This window comes from Anabaena sp. PCC 7938 (assembly GCF_049315035.1).
Classification (GTDB): domain Bacteria; phylum Cyanobacteriota; class Cyanobacteriia; order Cyanobacteriales; family Nostocaceae; genus Anabaena; species Anabaena cylindrica.
Genome location: NZ_CP186034.1, coordinates 2,112,118 through 2,131,587 on the forward strand (window position 1 = coordinate 2,112,118; position 19,470 = coordinate 2,131,587).

Consider the following 19,470-nt stretch of genomic DNA (forward strand, 5'->3'; position numbering starts at 1 on the left):
GAATAGTTCATTTAAAGTAAGTTTAGGAAAAAATATTTTGTTAATTTACTTAATTTTGAAAGACTAATCCATATAATCGTATAATCTTTGACTAGGTTTTGTACGGTTTGAGTTTTGGGGATTCCGTATGTTTTAGAGGTTTTTCATTGAAAAATAAAGCCTTATAGATAGATTGTCTAGGAAATCACAAATCATTAAATACACATTCGAGGCGTTTGAACATAAATATCTTTTTTCTCAGAGAAACATCATAATTAGGGTTAATTTTTTGATGAATTTATAAGATAACTCACTTTAATACTCAAATTAGTTATTTATAAAGCAAATATTAATTTGGCGGATGTGATGACTTCAACATCAACGATGTAACTTGTGAGGAAATCTGTATATTTAAGCATTCTCAAGGATTGTTTGCTAAGAAAAATACAGATTTAATAGTTGATTTATGAGCTTGTAATGTAATATCCCATCAGCAATAGATAGTTTTCGTTGGGTTTTGAGTACAAATATGATTTCTATTCTTATGTCAAGGTATTCCAATTTATTTAGTTGACAAAATCAACTTTTTTGGGCAAAATTAAATATAAGTTTATCCCGGTTTTTCTAGATGATCACAACAGAGCTTCATTACATCTAGAATTGAAATTTTAAGTTAGCGCTAAGGTATTTGACGCTACTTTATAAAACTCCGATTAAGGATAAAACTAAGGATACTCAAAAGTAATATTACTGTTGATTTAGCTGCTGTTCATGTTATCTTTGGCAGCTACTCAGTCTATCCACTTGCGGACACTAAAACTATTCAGGATAATTTTTTTAGGTAATCTGTGGAGCCATCTATGATCAATGACTCCTTGATGATACAGACACCCAAATTTATCCGTGTAATCAATCCGAAATCTAAAATTATCTGACATTGAACTGATATAGGTATCACAACTATCCCCGAACAGAAAATACTTGGAATAAAAATATGGCAGAAAACAAAGAAAGCCAACTATTGAAAAAAACTGCTATGAAATGGAAAATAATTTTGGCTGCGTCTATTACGTTAGCTGCTGGTTTCGCATCTTTTTACAGTTTTTCTCAATTGAAGACGCAACCTAATTCTCAGCTACAGTCTTCCTCAGTTGCTTCTCCTCAAACAACTCCTGGCAAAGTTGCTGTAACTGCTTTGGGAAGATTGCAACCAAAAGGTAAAATTACTTATTTATCTGCTCCTAATTCTATCAACGGTGTGCGTGTCGAAAAACTATTGATAGCTGAAGGAGACGAAGTTAAACAGGGACAAATATTAGCTTATTTAGATGACTATGCTCGTTCTAAAACTGCTATCAAACAAGCTTTTGACAAACTACTAATTGCTAAATCTAAACTAACTCAGGTAAAAGCTGGGGCTAAACCAGGTGATATTAATGCTCAAAAAGCCACCGTCACTCGTTTAGATTCACAATTAAAAGGTGATATTGCGGCTCAAGTAGCAGCAATTAACCGCATCCAAGCAGAAGTAAATAATGCTCAAACCGAGAGCGATCGCTATCAACAATTATATAAAGACGGCGCAGTTTCTGCTTCCATAGCAGATAGCAGGGCTTTACAACTCAAAATAACACAACAACAGTTAACAGAAGCCAAAGCTTCTCTTATACGTACTCAAGACACTCTGAAAGATCAAATTAAGGAAGCAAACGCTAGACTCAACAGCATTAAAGAAGTACGTAGTGTAGATGTTCAGTTAGCAGAAAGTGAAGTCAAAAGTGCTAACACTGCTATTCAACAAGCCAAAGCAGACCACGATTTAACTTACATCAAATCCCCCATAGATGCCAGAGTCTTGAAAATTCATGCCAAAAATGGTGAAGTAATCGCTACATCTGGTTTTGCTGAACTTGGTAAAATATCGGAAATGAATGTGATTGCTGAAGTTTATCAAACTGATATTCAAAAAGTACGGGTTGGTCAAAAAGCTATGATCACTAGCCCAGCTTTTCCTGACAAAATACAGGGAACAGTGAAGGAAGTTGGTTGGCAAGTTGACAAACAAAGCATCTTTAGCATTAACCCCTATTCAGATACAGACCGCAGAATCATTGAAGTCAAAATATCAATTGATAGCCCTGCTGATATTCAAAAGGTATCTCGTTTCACCAATTTGCAAGTAGACGTTGCTATTCAAATCTAGTCATTAGCGAGATAAGGAATAGGAAAAGATGGAGATATGGGAATATCAATCACCCACATACCACTTACTAATGACTAACAACTAAAGACAAATATATGAATATCAAAATTCCTTTAGCATGGCTACAGTTAGTCCAGCAAAAAGTACGTTTTGTCGTAGCTGTAGCCGGAATTGCTTTTATTGTGCTGTTGATGTTTATTCAACTAGGGTTTCAAGATGCACTTTATTCTAGTGCTACAGCATTACATCAAAACCTCAAAGGTGATTTATTTTTAGTTAGTTCTCAATATAAATCTTTGACCTCAAATCAAAGTTTTTCTCGGATTCGTTTACATCAAACATTAGGGTTTGATGGTGTAGAGTCTGTGAGTTCAATGTACTTGCAATTTGCCAAATTAAAAAATCCTGCAACTGGTGAAAAATATTCAATATACGTAATTGGTTTTGATCCAGGAAAACCAGTCATGAATATCCCCGAACTTGAGCAGAATTTAGATAAACTCAAAATTCCTGATGTCATGCTATTTGACAGAGATTCTCGACCAGAATTTGGGCCAATAGCAGAAAAATTTCAGCGCGGTGACACGGAACAAACAATCGAAATTTTTCCTTTTGATGCCGCAAGAGGTTATCGAGTTCGAGTAGGTGGTTTATTCAGTTTAGGGCCTTCCTTTGGTGTAGATGGCAATTTGATTGTGAGTGACTCAACTTTTTTGAGGATAAATCCTAATAGTCGTCCTGTAGAAAAGATAGATGTAGGTATTATTAAACTCAAATCTGGCGTTGATGCAAATAAGATTTTAGCAAATTTGAAAGCAAGTTTACCCAATGATGTGCAGATTTTTACTCGTCAAGGCTTTATTGACTTTGAAAAACAATATTGGTCTGTAAGAACTCCTATTGGTTTCATTCTTAATCTCATGTTAACAATGGCTTCTGTGGTTGGTGTGGTGATAGTTTATCAAATTTTATATAGCAATATAGCCACTCAATTTATTGCCTATGCAACCTTAAAAGCTATTGGTTATGCTAATGGCTATTTATTAAATGTGGTTTTTCAACAGGCGTTAATCTTGGCAATATTATCTTATATACCAGGGTTTATTGTTTCCTTGATGCTATATGATTTTGCCATGAAATCGACTAAGCTACCTATCATTATGACTCCTAATAATGGACTAATTGTCTTAACATCTACGGTTTTAATTTGTATAACTTCTGGAGCATTAGCTATTAATAAACTGCGCTCCGCAGACCCGGCTGATATTTTCTAGTCAATCTAGCATAAATTCAGTAATTTAATTGAAATAAGTTCAGAATGTCTTTCAAATGGAGATTCAAACCCTACCTGAAAGGTAGCAGTGGGGGGCTTGTGACCCTTTCTCTCTGTCAGTCGCCAGAACTTCAGTATGTCCTCCCATCTAGGATTCTCCTGAACTTCTGAACTCCTGTATTCTTCTTTGTCAACATATTTACCCATCAATATTGTACTATGAATCTTCACAGCCAAACTCTTCTAATCACTGGCATTGATGAATTTATCGGCTTACGTGCAGCCGAGTTAGCGATCGCTCAAGGAATGAAAGTACGAGGCTTACAAAGTTCTTCAGCGCAGAATAAAAATCTCCAAAATTTAGGAGTTGAAATCATTGTTGGTAGTATCACTGATGCAAAAGTTGCCCAACAGGCTTGCCAAGGAGTCGATATTGTTCTACATACCACTCAACTTGCTGAAGAAGCTGGAGAACTGAAGAATTTTCGTGAGATAAATGTTGGTGGTACTCTCAATATAGCTAAAGCTGCAAAGCAATCTGGTGTCAAAACATTTGTACATCTTTCTAGTGTTTTAGTGTATGGCTTTGACTATGCCGATAATGTTACAGAATCAGGGTTACTATCTGGAGATAATAATCCTTATTGTCAAACAAAAATTGAAGCGGAAACAGAACTATTAAAATTAAATTCACCATCAGATTTTGGTGTTATCATTATCCGTCCTGGAGATGTTTATGGGCCAGGAAGTATTCCTTGGATAGTACGACCAGTTTTGATGATGCGACAAAAATTATTTGCTTATGCAAATGATGGTAAGGGAGTCATGAATCATCTCTATATAGATAATTTGATTGATGCCATTTTCTTAGCTATGGAAAAGGAAAGCTATGGCGAAATTTTTAATATCACAGATGGAGAAAAAACTTCCTGGAAAGAGTATTTTATTCACTTAGCAGCAATGGAAAATTTACCTGCACCGATGTCTCTTCCTAAAGAAGAAATGAAGTTGTTTCTTCGTGTGCGTCACCAAGGACAAAAGCTGTTTCGTAAAAAAGCCGATATTCTTCCTGAGTCTGTTGATTTCATGAGTCGTCCCTATGCTTATTCTATTGCTAAAGCTGAAAATATCTTAAACTATAAACCCAAAGTTGACCTAGAAGAGGGAATGCGACGTACACATGAGTGGTTGCAAAAAACTGATCTTCAAAAATTAATGAAATAATTTTTTGTTAATCAGATAATGCATCTACACTTTTTACATTTGAGGCACGCTACAAGAGACTAAAAACCATTCATTATATTTCGTCTTTTCCATTAATGCGTAATAGTGATGTTTGAAAATTTATGCTTATATTGATATCTCCATAATCCACCTAACAAAGGAGAAATAACTTTTTTAAAGTCCTCCTTTCTAAGGAAGATTTAGGAGAATCTGAAACTTTCAACACATCAGCTATTACGTTTCAAAACTCTCTAATTCCCATACATAATTATGCTTGAAAAATAATACCTCCTCAGGATAGTTATCAAAATGTGGATGGAATTTTATGATTAAGAGTTGATGTAGGATTTCTATATGTAGCTTTTATTCAAGTACTTAAGTATATCAATCTTACCTGGATACAACTATCAGCTTATGTTGAAGCTAACACGCCTTTCTTATCTATTGTTTGCAACTTTATTAACTCTCAGTTGTGCGAAAACAGTTCATGCAGAACCAAACATGAAACTGACCGTAGTGGTGAATAATATCCGTCACAAAACTGGTGAGGTTTGCTTGAGAATTTATGCTTCTGAAAAAGGATTTCCTACAAATAATTCTAGTGAAGTCCAAAGTGGCTGTACTAAAATTACTGGCAAATCTGTAAAGAAGGTATTTTCTGGTTTAAAAGCTGGGACTTATGCTGTTGCTGTAGTTGATGATCAAAATGGCGACCGCAAACTCAATAAAGATTTTTTTGGGATTCCGCAAGAAGGTTTTGGTGTTTCCAAAAATCCCACTGTTTCTATCCAAACTGGTACACCAAAATTCCGCGATGCTAGTTTTAAAATGGACAGAAATACAACTATCAATATAAATATTAAATATTCTCTTGATCCCTAGAGAACAAGGAACAGGAAATAAGGAGGAGATAGAAGTAAAGATAAAAATTCTCCTCACCTTCCCACCTCTTCATCTTTCCGGAGACGATAGATTCATGCAAGATTTGATGACATTTTTGTCTAACTCTTTGATGGGTTGGCTGGTGATTCAGGTAGGTTTAACGCTAGTCTTTTTGTGGTATCTGCGCTCATACAAACAACCTTTTTTATCAGATGAGGAGTTACCCAAAACGGCAGTAATTCTGTGTTTAAGAGGTGCAGATCCATTTTTACCTAATTGTGTGCGATCGCTCTTACAGCAAAACTACCCGCAGTATGATTTAAAGCTGATCGTTGACAGTCCAGAAGATCCAGCGTTTAAAATTGCCAAAGAAGCGATCGCAGAAACTGCTGCAACTAATGTCCAAATTAGCACTTTGAGAACAGTCCGCCACAATTGTAGTCTCAAATGTAGCTCTTTAGTCCAAGCCGTCTCTGACTTAGATGACTCTTACAAAGTAGTTGCTTTAGTAGATGCAGATACCATAGTTCACCCCAATTGGTTGCGAGAATTAGTTAGTCCTCTCACCGATACCAAAGTCGGACTAACCACAGGAAACCGTTGGTACTTACCCACAGGTAGTTATTGGGGTTCTTTAGTGCGCTATGCCGGCAACGTCTCCACCGTCGTGCAAATGTTCCTATTCCAAGTTCCTTGGGGTGGGAGTTTAGCAATCAAAACAGAACTTCTGCACAAAACAGAACTACTTGAAAAATGGGGAGAAGCTTTCGGTGACGATATGCTCATGCATAAAGTCATCAAAAAACACAAATTGCAAATTAAGTTTGTTCCTTCTTTATTAATGGTTAATCGAGAAGAATGCGATTTACCAAATTTATTTGCATCTCTCCAACGCTTAATACTTTGTTCACGACTTTATCACCCCAATTGGTTGGCTTTAGTTAGTGATGCTGTTTCCAGTATTCTATTTCCTACTCTAGTTATCGTCTTAAGTTTAGGATTTTTGTTAGCAGCAGAATGGAAAGATGCAGCTTTTTTATTAGAGTCTTATAGCGTCTATACCATCGGATTACTCTTGCTCATGTTGGTCATGGAACTGGGAGTACAGGAAGTAATTCGCTCTCAAGGTCAAACAATCGCTCAAGTGTCACTGGCTACAATCATGAAAATGTTAATTGCCATTCCTTTGACACAATGGGTTTATGGATTAGCAATGATATCTTCTCTCTGGATGTCAACCGTTACCTGGCGTGGTCTTACCTATCGAGTCCAAGGCCCCTGGAATATTCGCCTAGTTGAATATCACCCTTATCAATGGTTAGATCAACCAATTGATGGCAAACTTTCTCTGTAATTTCATGTTGGTATTTAGTTGATAAAAAAATTCCAACACCAGCATTTTCATGAAATATTTACTTTAACCATGAAAAACAAACCTCTCCGCATAGCATTATTTACAGGATTATTTGCTCCATTTTTAACAGGAGTTTCAGTTGCAGTACATCAACGTGTGCGTTGGTTACTTGAACAAGGACATGAAGTTTTTCTCATTCACCCAGAAATCAATAATCTGTATCCTAAGCAAGTTGGTAATCGTCCCATGCCGGGACTAGAAGAACTAGAAACTTTCCCCAATTTTTCATCATTTGCCTTTCCTACAAAACCGCTGATTTTATACAAATCTCTACCCCAACCATTAAACTATCGGCATTGGAACGATACTAAATTACTAGAACGATTCCAGCCGGACATCATCATAGTTGAAGAAGCGGCGCAAATGAGAGGATTATACTCATTTTACTTACAAGGTTACGGCCGTCCTGTGGGAGTTAAATACGCCAAAAAAACTAAAACTCCTATTATTTCAGTTTTTCATACGGATATTGTGGCCTATATTCGATATTACCTAGGAGATGTATTCTTCAAGTTAGTCAATCCCATTATTCCACTTTTAGTTAAGCAATTTACTCAGTCTTATAATCTCAACTTATTTCCTTCAAGAGAACAATTATCTAAATACCAAAAACTAAAATGCCAAACTGCTGAATACCTGCCTTATCAAGGGATTAATTGTGAAAAATTTCACCCCCGTAACATTTGTTATAATCCAATTCCTGAAGATAAGCGACCGACTATTCTCTTTGTCGGACGTATTACCGCAGAAAAAAATGTTACTCAACTTTTAGATGCATATCCTTTGATTGCAGCTAAAATTCCTGATGTTCACATGGTCATTATTGGTAGTGGTCCTTTAGATCAAGAAATTCGTCGTCGCGCTCAAAATTATCCATCTGGTGTGACTATTTGGGGTGAGTCTCACGGCACAGAACTTTTAGGATGGTTTGCTAGAGCAGATGTATTTATTAACCCTTCAGTTACCGAAAACTTCTGTACTACAAATAATGAAGCTTTAGCTTCAGGAACTCCTTTAGTTGCGGCTATTGCTCCCTCAACGGCAGAACAAGTAATACCCGGTCATAATGGCTTTCTCGCTCAACCAAATAACCCCAAAGATTTTGCTCAAAAGATTATTACTATTCTCGAAAATCCTGAACTCAAAGCACAATTATCTCAGCAAGCTCGTCCTTCTATATTGGAATTTGATTGGTCAGTATGTACCCAAAAGTTTGAAGATAGGCTCTATCAGCTAGTGGAAATGCCTACAAAAGTTGAGTTAGGGACTTCCAAATAAAAAATAGCCAATTTGGCTACATAACTTTAATTATCTCTGATAGAGTGTGGAAATAATTGACCTGTGGGCTTTTAGGTTCCAAGGATGAGATATTAGCAACCTCTGCCAGAGTTTTATCAATGGAGAAATGACCTGCTCTAATTGATAAAATGATTGATAATATCTTCAACTGTGCCTAAAATCTTTAGACCTCATAAATATTGATTTATGGGGTCTTTTTTTCTCAGTTAATATAGACAAAATTTCTGGCATAATGTCTAATTTTTAGGCTGATTTAATTAGTTGCTGTCAGATAAATAAATGAAAATCCATGATATTTTTTTATTTGACCTTTGCTTTTTTTGTTCACCATATCAAATTTATGTTTTTATTAATCCCTCCCAAGCAGTAAATAAATATGTTGGGGAAAATTAGAATCAGTTATTTACCAGACAAAACTCCTTTTATTATGTCCTACAAATTACATTTATAGACTTGATTTTTGTGATTAAGTCAGCAAAAATACAAACAAGTCTAACATCTTGTAGGCTCTCTTGGTGACAACTTAACCTTATCCAATGTCCAAAGTCCGCTGCTGCGGGCTTTTTTTTATCCCTGATTTAACAGATTTAAATATTTCACCGAATGAAGAATTTTTTTGGTAAATGAAAGGGTTTAAATCTATGTCTGAACGAAGTAAATAATCTCCGAGATACTTCCCTTCACTACGTTATGCTCAGTATGACATGGTGACACTAAGAGGTAGCATCACAAAGGTGTAAGTTTACCGTCATGATGTAGCTTGTGTAGAATAGGGTATAAAGTGTGTCCATTCGAGACGTTTCGCTATCAAAATGACGATTTGCGATGTTTTTGCCAAATTGGGATACTCCCCTCTACAAACCGAAGTGTATACTACTATCACCTACGCATTGTATAGTAGATCATCTAAATACGCGGGTTGCAGATCAATGAGTTACAGAATCTAAATTCAAAGCCAGACAGCAAGCCAGTTTTACTCCTGATTCCTCACTCCTGACTACTGGATTCTGCTGTAGTTAAATAAATTACCCTTAGTTGTCATTTACTGAAATCACAACTTATTCTCATCTTAGTTATTCCTTAACCAAGTGGGATTACAGTTTTATTCACAGTTATTTAAGTGTCAAAAAATGACTACTATAGCGACAATTGAAGTTACTCAACTATCAAAAAGCTTCAAAGGTAAATCAGCACTGAATCAGCTATCTTGTACAATTTACGCAGGAGAAATGGTGGCACTTTTAGGTGCATCAGGTTCTGGGAAATCTACCTTATTGCGACATCTCAATGGTTTGCAGAATGCAGATAAAGGATCAGTTTCAATTTTTGGTAGCATTCTACAAGCAGACGGAAAATTACATTCTCAAATCAGGGCTTTGCGGAGTCAAATAGGCTGCATTTTTCAACAATTCAATCTGGTGAACCGATTGACAGTGATGGAAAATGTTCTGGTTGGTAACTTAGCGAAGTTATCTCTGGCACGTTCAGCATTACATTTATTTACAAAAGCCGAGAAAATTCGAGCCTTATCTGCATTAGAAAGAGTAGGAATTTTAGAACAAGCTTATAAGCGAGCTTCAATGCTATCCGGTGGACAACAACAACGAGTTGCGATCGCACGTTGTCTGATGCAAGGAGCAAAAATAATCCTCGCAGATGAACCCATAGCATCCCTAGATCCTGAATCTGCACGTAAAGTTATGGAGTTGTTGGTGGAACTAAATCAACAAAATGGCATCACTATCGTAGCTTCGTTGCACCAAATCCAAATTGTCCGCAATTACTTCCATCGTGTCATTGCTTTAAGAAATGGAGAAGTAATGTTTGATGGTGCAATCTCAGAAATGAATGACAACAAGCTCAATGAAATTTATGGTGCAGCGACAGCAGAACTTGTCATGAAAGGACATGGAGAACTTTTAGCTTAATACATATAGCTCTTCAATTAGCAGAAATTATAATTACAAAAATATTGAAGTTTAGGGTATTATCAACACACAATTAACTACAAAATACAGGAGCAAAAATGGACAGACGATTATTTATTCAACAAACCTCTTTATTTACCCTAACTTTAGCCAGTGCTAAAATCCTTTCTGCTTGTACTTCTGCTGATACTAATTCAGAGACTACCACCAGCACTTCATCAACTAGTAAAGCTGAAATCAAAGAGATTAACTTTGGCATTCTTTCTACAGAATCTCAAGCCAACCAAAAGCCGCTTTGGGAACCAATGATTGCTGCAATGTCTAAAGAAATAGGGATTCCTATCAAACCTTTCTTTGTCACCCAATATGCAGCAGTTATAGAAGCAATGAAATTTGGTAAAGTTCAAGCCGCTTGGTTAGGTGGTAAATCCTACATTGAAGCTACAAAAAATGCTGATGCAGAAGTATTTGCTCAAGTTGTTGCTGAAGATGGCACAAAAGGTTACTATTCTCATTTAATTACTAACAAAAATAATCCTATTCTGAATGCAGCTAAAGCCGAAGGTGGGGATAAATACGTCATCAAAAATGCAAGTAAACTCACCTTTGCATTTAACGATCCCAGTTCTACATCTGGATTTTTAGTACCTAGTTATTACATCTTTGCTAAAAATGATATAGATCCTAAAAAAGCATTCAAACGGCTGATTTTTGCGGGTAATCATGAAGCTTGCGCTCTAGCTGTTGCTAATCAACAAATAGATGTAGCCACAATTAGTGATGAAGCTTTAGCAAGACTACAGCTAACCAATCCCCAAGCTAGAGCAAAAATTGAAGTGATCTGGAAATCACCGATGATCCCTAGTGATCCTCTAGCGTATCGTCGAGATTTACCAGAAGATATTAAAAAGAAGTTTCAAAATTTCTTCTATAACTATAAAGATAAAGAAGTTTTAAGCCCATTTAAAATTTCTGGTTTTGCTCCGGCTGAAGATAAAATGTGGAATCCAATTAGAGAACTTGATATTTCTAAGAAAATTCAAGAGACGAAATTTAAAGATGATATTAGTGCGGAAGAGAAGAAAACCAAATTAGACGAATTAAATAAACAACTCAAAGAAATTCAACCCAAGTAATTTAATCATTTGATTAAACTAATACTTACCAGGACTTACGCACAACAAAACGAGAGTAGAGGTAATTCATGAATTACCCCTCCCCAACCCTCCCCTTAGCAAGGGGAGGGTGCGCGACAGCGCGGGTGGGGTGTATTTCATGAGCTTGGGAATTGCTATATTAAGAAGCATTGAATGTGACACACAGCTTTAGTCCTCATTAACAATGGTAGAAATAAGAAACATCCACGATAATCATCAAAGTTTTACCACATCTCCTGTGGTAATAGAGATGCTAAACCAAGAAAAAAAACTAGTAACTACAAATAGAGTATTTTTCACAATCATCACTGTTGCTGCTTTAATTTTTTCCTATATTCAAAGCGAAATTAATTTGACTGCTTTATCTGGGAGTGGTAGAAATATGGCAGAATATATCCGTGCCTACTTTCCACCAGATTTTAGTGATTGGAAATATTATTTATCAGAGACTTTGATTACAATATCAATGGGAATTTGGGGAACATTAATGGCAACAATTGTAGCTGTTCCTTTATCCATATTAGCATCAGAAAATATGTGTCCAGTCTGGATTGTCCAACCAACAAGACGTTTATTAGATGCTATGCGGGCAATCAACGAAATTGTCTTTGCACTTATTTTCGTCGTCGCTGTCGGATTAGGTCCGTTTGCTGGAGTTTTAGCTTTATTTATTAACACTTTAGGTATTTTAGGTAAACTATTTTCTGAAACTGTAGAAGCAATTGAACCAGGTCAAGTAGATGGCATAAAAGCCACAGGTGCTAACAAAATTCAAGAAGTTATATTTGGTGTAATTCCCCAAGTTATGCCTTTATGGACTTCCTTTGCACTTTATAGATTTGAAGCTAATGTTCGTGCAGCTTCGGTATTAGGAATTGTTGGTGCTGGTGGGATTGGAATTGCTTTGTATCAGAGTTTTGGCTCTTTTGAGTACCAAAAAATTTGTGCAATTCTCATTATTTTGGTTTCAGCTACCAGCATTATTGATGTACTATCAGCTAAGGTAAGAAATTGGTTAGTTTAGGAATGAATTATCAAAAAGTTATTTATGACAACTGTAAACCAAAGACAGGAATGGATAGCAACATTAGCTAAAGCGAACTTAGAAAGTCTAGAAAAACTTGTCAACCAATTAGGAACATTACCAAACTATAGCTTTTTACGATCGCCTGAAATTGGTTTAGCAATGGTGCGAGGACGCGCAGGAGGGACAGGAGAGGCATTTAATCTCGGAGAAATGACAATTACTCGCTGTGTAGTGCAGCTAGAAAGCCACGGAAATGATGCTGTGAGTGGGTTTGGTTATGTTGGAGGGCGATCGCGCCGTCATGCTGAACTAGCAGCCCTGTGTGATGCCTTATTACAATGCCCCGATTGGTATGCACAGATTCACACTCAAGTAATTCAACCTCTGCAAACAGAAATTCAATATCAACAAGAACTCAAACAACGTCAAACATCTGCCACAAAAGTTGACTTCTTCACCATGATGAGAGGGGAAGCATAGATGAATCAAATCACACATTTACCAGGTTTTCCAGACCCAATTCATGATTCACAGAAGACTTTTCGAGCGTTACTAGATGCCCATGCTAGACCGGGAACACCATATTTAATCACGGCTAATTTAACTATTCCTCAAGGATTAAATTCTGGTTGTGCAGCAGCTTGTTTAACATTATTTGATTTAGATGTACAAGTATGGCTTCAGCCTAGTTTTGAGCCTCAAGTTAAAGCTTGGTTGTTATTTCATACAGGTTGCCGTTTTACCACACAACCAGAACAGGCAGATTTTGCAGTAATTCAAAATATAGACAAGTTTACAGAATTATCTAATTTCAATTCTGGTACACCTGAAAAGCCAGAAACTTCTACAACATTATTAATTCAACTGGAAAGTTTTTCAGCAGGAAGAACAGTAGTATTGACAGCACCAGGGATTTTAAAAGAACAAATTATTTCTCCCCAAGTTCCTCTGCATTTTTGGGAATCTTGGGCAAAAAATCATCAAAGTTACCCTTTAGGATTAGATGCCTTTTTATTCGCAAAAAATTCTGTAATTGGTCTACCACGCACTACAAAATCAGGGAATTTAGAATAAATTTTCTCATTAATTATGATTAAAGTTATTAAGCCCTATTAAATAAAAAACAATACCTATGTCTCTTAATATTCAAACTGCAAATCGTGAAGATTTATCACTATTAATTCAGCTTTATGCCGATATGGATGGTGAAACACCTTTAGCAAAAGAAAAGGCTGAAGAAATTTGGGATGCTATTACTAAAACTCCCAATTATCAAATTTATCTTGCCTTTCAAAACCAAGCACCTGTAGGTACTTTTAGCCTTGTTTATATTCCTACAATGCTGAATCGAGGATATCACAAATTTGCAGTCTTAGATGCAGTCACAGTTACATCTAAATTGCGAGGGCAGGGAATTGGTAGCGAAATGATAAAAGCCGCAATTCAAATCTGTGCTGATGCTGGATGTTATAAAGTTATCCTGTCTTCTAATTTGCAACGAGAAAAGGCTCATCAATTCTATAAAAAATTAGGATTTGAACAGCATGGTTGGAGTTTTAAATGTGTAGTAGGGAAATAAAAATTTATGCCTTATGTTGCAGTTAAAGGCGGAGAAAAAGCAATTGAAAATGCCGAAGCTTTACTTCAAAGTAAACGCCGGGGTGATCCGAAAATTCCTGAATTAACTATAGAACAAATTGAACAACAATTAACCCTAGCCGTAGATAGAGTCATGTGTGAGGGTAGCTTATATGATCAGGAATTAGCAGCCTTAGCAGTGAAACAATCTTGGGGTGATTTAGTAGAAGCAATTTTCTTAGTAAGAGCCTATCGAGCCACATTACCACGCTTTTACTATAGCCAACCAATAGATACTAGTAAAATGCAAATTCAGAGGCGCATATCTGCAATTTTTAAAGATGTACCAGGAGGACAAAATTTAGGTGCGACTTTTGACTATATCCATCGTCTTCTAGACTTTAAATTAATGGCTGAAGGAGAAGCCCCGACAACACCAGAAGCAGAAGCAATTACCGAACCGATACCCCGTGTAATTGACACATTAGATCAAGAAGATTTGATGCAGTCAGAAATTGCAGAAAAAGCAGGAACAGAACCCTTTGATTTAACACGTCAACCTTTAACTTTTCCTGCGGGAAGAGATGCAAGACTGCAAAATTTAGCCCGTGCAGATGAAGGATTTTTATTATCCTTAGCATATTCTACCCAACGAGGTTATGGCAGAAACCATCCTTTTGCGGGAGAAATTCGCATGGGAGAAGTAGAAGTAGTGATATTTCCAGAAGAATTAGGATTTGAAATTGCGATCGCTGATATCACTATAACCGAAGTCCAAATGGTCAATCAATTTAAAGGTAACAAAGAAATACCTGCTCAATTTACCCGTGGATATGGACTCACCTTTGGTTACAACGAACGCAAAGCTATGTCCATGTCACTCGTAGATAGGGCAATGCGTGCTAAAGAATTAGGTGAAACAGTAGAAAATCCCGCTCAAAATATCGAATTTGTCCTTTATCACTCCGACAACGTAGAAGCACAAGGATTTGTCCAACATCTCAAACTCCCCCACTACATCGACTTTCAAGCCGAATTAAACCTAGTCAGAAAAATGAGAACCCAATCAAAAGAATAACAACTCATCATCTCCGCCTCTCCGCGCCTCTGCGTCTCTGCGTGCAAAAATCCATATTCTCAAAAAACGAGGTAAATCAGTGCTATCAACAACAAAACTAGCCATTCAAGCAGTCGATATCCTAACTCCAAACGGTTGGATTCCAGATGCAACAGTATTAATTGAAAATGGAAAATTCATCAACATAGATCAGACAATTACTCCCCCTGAATTTCCTGTGATCAATGCCAAAGGACTGCAAATGTTACCGGGAATCATTGATTTACACGGTGATGCTTTTGAGAGAATGATTTGCCCCCGTCCAGGGGTTAATTTTCCATTACCAATGGCAATTGCTGACAATGATCGTAACCTAATTGCATCGGGAATTACAACCTTTTTCTGTTCCATTACAGATTCCTATGAACCAGGTTTAAGAAGTCGAGATTCTGCCCGTTCCTTAATTGATTTTATTTTAGGAATTGGAAAACAGGTTTTAAGTTGTAATCATCAAATTCATATTCGACATGAAGAAGCTAACACTAAAAATCATGATGAATTATGTAATTGGCTAGAGTCTGGAAAAATAAACCTCATATCAATTAATGATCACCTACCACCCGCAGGAGATGAAGCGAAATTAAAGCGACTTCTCAAAGGTTTGCGGCAAAGAATAGCCCTTTCTGAACCAGAAATCACCGAATTACTAACTCAAACAGAAAAAAATAGACATCAAGGATATGAACAAGTAGAAGAATTAATTGCAATTGCCCATAGCCATAAAATTCCCGTAGCTTCCCATGATGATGATTGTGAAGAAAAAGTAGCTTTAAGTCAACGCCGTCAAATTGCGATCGCAGAATTTCCTGCCAGTATCCCTTTAGCTGCAAAATCCCGTTACTACGGTGCAGCAGTCCTCATGGGTGCGCCTAATTTAGTGCGTGGTGGTTCCCATGTCGGTTATATGAGTGTCGCAGAAGCCACTAAACATGGAGTTTTAGATTGCCTTTGTTCAGATTATCATTACCCTTCTTTATTTCATGCCCCTTTTAAATTACAAGAATTAGGTTTAATGTCTTTTGAGGAAGCTTGGAAATTGGTTTCTAGTCATCCAGCAGCAGCATCAGGAATTGGTAATTATAAAGGTCAAATTTCTCCCGGTTTAGATGCTGATTTTTTATTAATATCTCCCCATAATTCTCTACATTCAGCAATTTCTTCTGTTTATATAGGTGGCAAAGAAGTGGCTAAATATCAGTAATAGCGTATTGCAATATACCTCTATAATCACACTATTTTGTAATATTCAATAATGACAAGTCCTCCATTACCTAATTCCCAAAATTCACATACTGGCTTTAATTTTGCTTATTTAGATGAGCAAACTAAGCGTTCAATTCGCCGTGCTTTATTAAAAGCAGTAGCTATTCCTGGTCATCAAATTCCCTTTTCTTCTAGGGAAATGCCTATGTCCTATGGTTGGGGTACAGGGGGAATTCAAGTCACATCTGCTGTAATTGGTCAAAATGACGTTTTAAAAGTAATTGACCAAGGTGCAGATGACACAACCAATGCTGTGAATATTCGGCGGTTTTTTAAAAAAGTTTGTGATGTGAAGACTACAGAAAAAACGGAAGAAGCAACACTAATTCAAACTCGTCACCGCATTCCTGAAACTCCATTAAAAGATGGACAAATTATGGTTTATCAAGTTCCTATTCCTGAACCTTTACGCTGGTTAGAATCATCAGCAGTTGAAACCAGCAAAATGCACGCTTATCGGGAATATGGAGGTATGTATGTCAAGTTGTATGAGGATATTACTAAACATGGATATATAGCTACAGCTTACGATTATCCAGTGATGGTAAATGATCACTATTTGATGAGTCCTAGTCCCATTCCTCGTTTTGATAATCCCAAATTGAACATGAGTCCAGCGTTGCAATTATTTGGTGCAGGAAGAGAAAAGCGAATTTATGCGATTCCCCCATTATACAAAAGTGAAAAGTCTGGACTTTGAAGATCATCCTTTCAGTGTGGAAAAATGGGATAAAACTTGTGAATTTTGTGGTTCTCAAGAAAGCTTCTTAGATGAGGTTGTAATTGATGACCAAGGTGGCAGAATGTGGATTTGTTCAGATACAGATTACTGCAATCATCAACAACAGAAGAGATAAGATGCTCCCCAAGATTGGGATATGTAAATTCAATTTTTATGAACTTAACTAATCAGGACTTACGCAAAATTTCTCTTAACCCTCTTTCCTTCGCGCTCTTCGCGTCTTTGCGGTTCATTTCTTCCTTACTTTTGCATAATTCCTGTCATAACTAATGAAACCTATTTTACAAGTTCAGCAACTAAGCAAATCTTACGGTAATATCAAAGCGTGCGATCGCATCTCCTTTGATCTCTATCCCGGTCAAGTTCTCGGTATTGTGGGAGAATCAGGTTCCGGTAAGTCCACTTTACTTCAAGCGATCGCCCATAATCTATCTATTGACTCAGGTAATGTCATTTACTCGACTCGCAGTGGCGAAAACTTAGATATTGCCCAAATCCCTGAACCTAAACGCCGTTGGTTAATGCGAACCGAATGGGGCTTTGTCCAACAAAATCCCCGTGATGGTTTACGCATGAAGGTGAGTGCTGGGGCAAATATCGGTGAACGTCTCCTAGATGTTGGTATCCGCAATTACAGTCATATTCGCCAAGAAGCCACCCATTGGTTAAAACAAGTGGAAATTGATCCTCTGCGAATGGATGACCTACCATTAACATTTTCAGGAGGTATGCAGCAACGTCTACAACTTGCCCGTGTCTTAGTTACAAAACCCCAATTGATATTAATGGATGAACCAACGGGAGGATTAGATGTATCAGTGCAAGCAAAATTGTTAGACTTATTGCGATCGCTCGTGCGGAATTTTCACCTCAGCGTTATTTTAGTCACCCATGATATTGGTGTTGTCAGGCTTTTAGCACATCATCTGCCTCGTCATGCAACAAGGACAGGTAGTGGAATCAGGTTTAACAGACCAGGTACTTGATGATCCTCAACATCCCTATACCCAATTATTAGTGAGTGCTGCTTTAACACCATGAATTTATTAATGACAACACCAACTAATATTTCTACAAACACCCTTCTGAAAGTTGAAAACTTGCAAAAAAGCTTCACTTTACATCAGCAAGGAGGTGTGAAATTACCTGTTTTAAACGCAGTATCCCTAAATGTAAATGCAGGAGAATGTGTAGCCTTATCTGGAGAATCAGGTGCAGGTAAATCTACATTTATGCGTTGTTTATATGGCAACTATCGTGCTAATAGCGGTTCAATATGGGTAAAACATCAAGGTAATTGGCTTGATTTATGTCAACTTCCACCCCATGAATTGTTAACAGTGCGACAGCAAACAATTGGTTATGTCAGCCAATTTTTACGAGTCATTCCTAGAGTACCAGCCTTAGAAGTTGCCGCAGAACCACTGTTAGAACTAGGAGAAACCACAGCAACCGCTGCTGAAAAAGTACAAAACTTATTTCATCGTCTCAACCTACCAGAGAGATTATGGCATCTCTCCCCCACCACTTTTTCAGGAGGAGAAAAACAAAGAGTTAATATTGCTCGTACCTTAACCGTTCACTATCCAATTTTGCTACTAGATGAACCAACCTCAGCCCTAGATGCTAAAAATTCTCAAATAGTTGTGGAACTTCTCAAAGAATGTCAAGCTAGGGGTTCTGCCTTAATTGGTATTTTTCATGATGAAGAGGTGCGAAATCAACTATGTAACAGAGAGTTAATTTTTCCCTAAGTGGTTCTCGTTTTGGGTAAGAATCTAGGAGATGCTATGCAAGCTTTTTATAGCCTGCGTGACGACCTAGGAGTCATACGGCTACCCTATCGGTTCAGAATACTTAATAAAATCAAGAATAGAAAAAACAAGATCTTATTAACATCATTTCAAGCATTTTTTACTCAACAATTCATGTCACAAATTTGCTATGCTTTCCAGCAAACCTGATCAGATTATGTGCATTATTTGTAAACTTTCTTCAAAAATCTCAAGAATGTGATTATTTCTCCAGCAAGAATTCTGAAAATACCAAAAATTAAGATTTATGAAAATTTAAAATCAGCATTTGTACGGTTAATTCACAGGTGAATAAACAGTAAAATAGAGATTCGGTGGTCAATACGTTTAATTTTTAAACATCACTGGTAGCCAAAGCATACAACATTCAAAAAATATCGAAAGAAGGTAAATTCTAACAAATCTTTTATCAACTCATACTTAATGATGCTATCAATCAAGGTTAACAAAATCTACACAGTAATATTAAGAGGAAATTAATGAGTGTTATTTATACTGTCAGATACTTTTGTCAATTTCCAAAATAACAATATTTGCATCTGCTTAGTATAAATTTGATATATGGCAATT

The 19,470-nt window shown here is 36.8% G+C and carries 17 protein-coding genes and 1 pseudogene; all 18 read left to right on the forward strand.

The window, feature by feature from the left end; all coding sequences use genetic code 11:
* Positions 1-973: 973 nt before the first annotated feature.
* Positions 974-2,182 carry an ABC exporter membrane fusion protein gene (locus ACOWPH_RS09745; protein ID WP_015215190.1) on the forward strand — a complete coding sequence of 403 codons (1,209 nt, stop codon included), beginning with the start codon at positions 974-976 and terminating at the stop codon, positions 2,180-2,182.
* A gap of 95 nt (positions 2,183-2,277) precedes the next feature.
* Entirely contained in the window at positions 2,278-3,456 is a 1,179-nt protein-coding gene (devC, locus tag ACOWPH_RS09750) for an ABC transporter permease DevC (protein WP_015215191.1), read from the forward strand.
* 218 nt (positions 3,457-3,674) lie between these two features.
* Positions 3,675-4,679 carry an NAD-dependent epimerase/dehydratase family protein gene (locus tag ACOWPH_RS09755; protein WP_015215192.1) on the forward strand — a complete coding sequence of 335 codons (1,005 nt, stop codon included), beginning with the start codon at positions 3,675-3,677 and terminating at the stop codon, positions 4,677-4,679.
* A 414-nt stretch (positions 4,680-5,093) separates the two neighbouring features.
* Positions 5,094-5,561, forward strand: coding sequence for a DUF2141 domain-containing protein (locus ACOWPH_RS09760; RefSeq protein WP_015215193.1), 468 nt, complete (start codon positions 5,094-5,096; stop codon positions 5,559-5,561).
* A gap of 94 nt (positions 5,562-5,655) precedes the next feature.
* Positions 5,656-6,915, forward strand: a complete 1,260-nt coding sequence (locus ACOWPH_RS09765; RefSeq protein ID WP_015215194.1) for a glycosyltransferase — start codon at positions 5,656-5,658, stop codon at positions 6,913-6,915.
* Positions 6,916-6,984: 69 nt separating this feature from the next.
* Positions 6,985-8,253 carry a glycosyltransferase gene (locus ACOWPH_RS09770; protein WP_015215195.1) on the forward strand — a complete coding sequence of 423 codons (1,269 nt, stop codon included), beginning with the start codon at positions 6,985-6,987 and terminating at the stop codon, positions 8,251-8,253.
* Between the two features lie 1,151 nt (positions 8,254-9,404).
* Positions 9,405-10,202 carry a phosphonate ABC transporter ATP-binding protein gene (phnC, locus tag ACOWPH_RS09775; RefSeq protein ID WP_015215196.1) on the forward strand — a complete coding sequence of 266 codons (798 nt, stop codon included), beginning with the start codon at positions 9,405-9,407 and terminating at the stop codon, positions 10,200-10,202.
* Positions 10,203-10,300: 98 nt separating this feature from the next.
* Positions 10,301-11,338, forward strand: a complete 1,038-nt coding sequence (phnD, locus tag ACOWPH_RS09780; RefSeq protein ID WP_015215197.1) for a phosphonate ABC transporter substrate-binding protein — start codon at positions 10,301-10,303, stop codon at positions 11,336-11,338.
* Positions 11,339-11,543: 205 nt separating this feature from the next.
* Positions 11,544-12,383 carry a phosphonate ABC transporter, permease protein PhnE gene (phnE, locus tag ACOWPH_RS09785; protein WP_190645357.1) on the forward strand — a complete coding sequence of 280 codons (840 nt, stop codon included), beginning with the start codon at positions 11,544-11,546 and terminating at the stop codon, positions 12,381-12,383.
* 24 nt (positions 12,384-12,407) lie between these two features.
* Positions 12,408-12,866, forward strand: coding sequence for a phosphonate C-P lyase system protein PhnG (gene phnG / locus ACOWPH_RS09790; protein WP_015215199.1), 459 nt, complete (start codon positions 12,408-12,410; stop codon positions 12,864-12,866).
* Positions 12,867-13,460: a phosphonate C-P lyase system protein PhnH gene (phnH, locus tag ACOWPH_RS09795; protein WP_015215200.1), complete on the forward strand. Its 594-nt coding sequence runs from the start codon at positions 12,867-12,869 to the stop codon at positions 13,458-13,460.
* A 58-nt stretch (positions 13,461-13,518) separates the two neighbouring features.
* On the forward strand, positions 13,519-13,965 hold the full coding sequence (locus ACOWPH_RS09800) for a GNAT family N-acetyltransferase (protein WP_015215201.1): 447 nt from the start codon (positions 13,519-13,521) through the stop codon (positions 13,963-13,965).
* A 6-nt stretch (positions 13,966-13,971) separates the two neighbouring features.
* Complete coding sequence (locus ACOWPH_RS09805; protein ID WP_015215202.1) at positions 13,972-15,042, forward strand: carbon-phosphorus lyase complex subunit PhnI; 1,071 nt, start codon at positions 13,972-13,974, stop codon at positions 15,040-15,042.
* A gap of 79 nt (positions 15,043-15,121) precedes the next feature.
* Positions 15,122-16,282 (forward strand): alpha-D-ribose 1-methylphosphonate 5-triphosphate diphosphatase, encoded by a 1,161-nt coding sequence (locus ACOWPH_RS09810; protein ID WP_015215203.1) that lies wholly within the window; start codon positions 15,122-15,124, stop codon positions 16,280-16,282.
* A 51-nt stretch (positions 16,283-16,333) separates the two neighbouring features.
* Positions 16,334-17,201: pseudogene (locus ACOWPH_RS09815) on the forward strand (alpha-D-ribose 1-methylphosphonate 5-phosphate C-P-lyase PhnJ).
* A 154-nt stretch (positions 17,202-17,355) separates the two neighbouring features.
* A complete protein-coding gene (gene phnK / locus ACOWPH_RS09820; RefSeq protein ID WP_422665718.1) occupies positions 17,356-18,072 on the forward strand; it encodes a phosphonate C-P lyase system protein PhnK in 717 nt (238 codons plus the stop codon).
* Positions 18,023-18,127 carry a hypothetical protein gene (locus tag ACOWPH_RS09825; protein ID WP_422665719.1) on the forward strand — a complete coding sequence of 35 codons (105 nt, stop codon included), beginning with the start codon at positions 18,023-18,025 and terminating at the stop codon, positions 18,125-18,127. The genes phnK and ACOWPH_RS09825 overlap by 50 nt, the downstream gene beginning before the upstream one ends.
* Positions 18,128-18,135: 8 nt before the next feature.
* Positions 18,136-18,840: a phosphonate C-P lyase system protein PhnL gene (phnL, locus tag ACOWPH_RS09830; protein ID WP_242043041.1), complete on the forward strand. Its 705-nt coding sequence runs from the start codon at positions 18,136-18,138 to the stop codon at positions 18,838-18,840.
* The last annotated feature ends 630 nt before the right edge of the window (positions 18,841-19,470 follow it).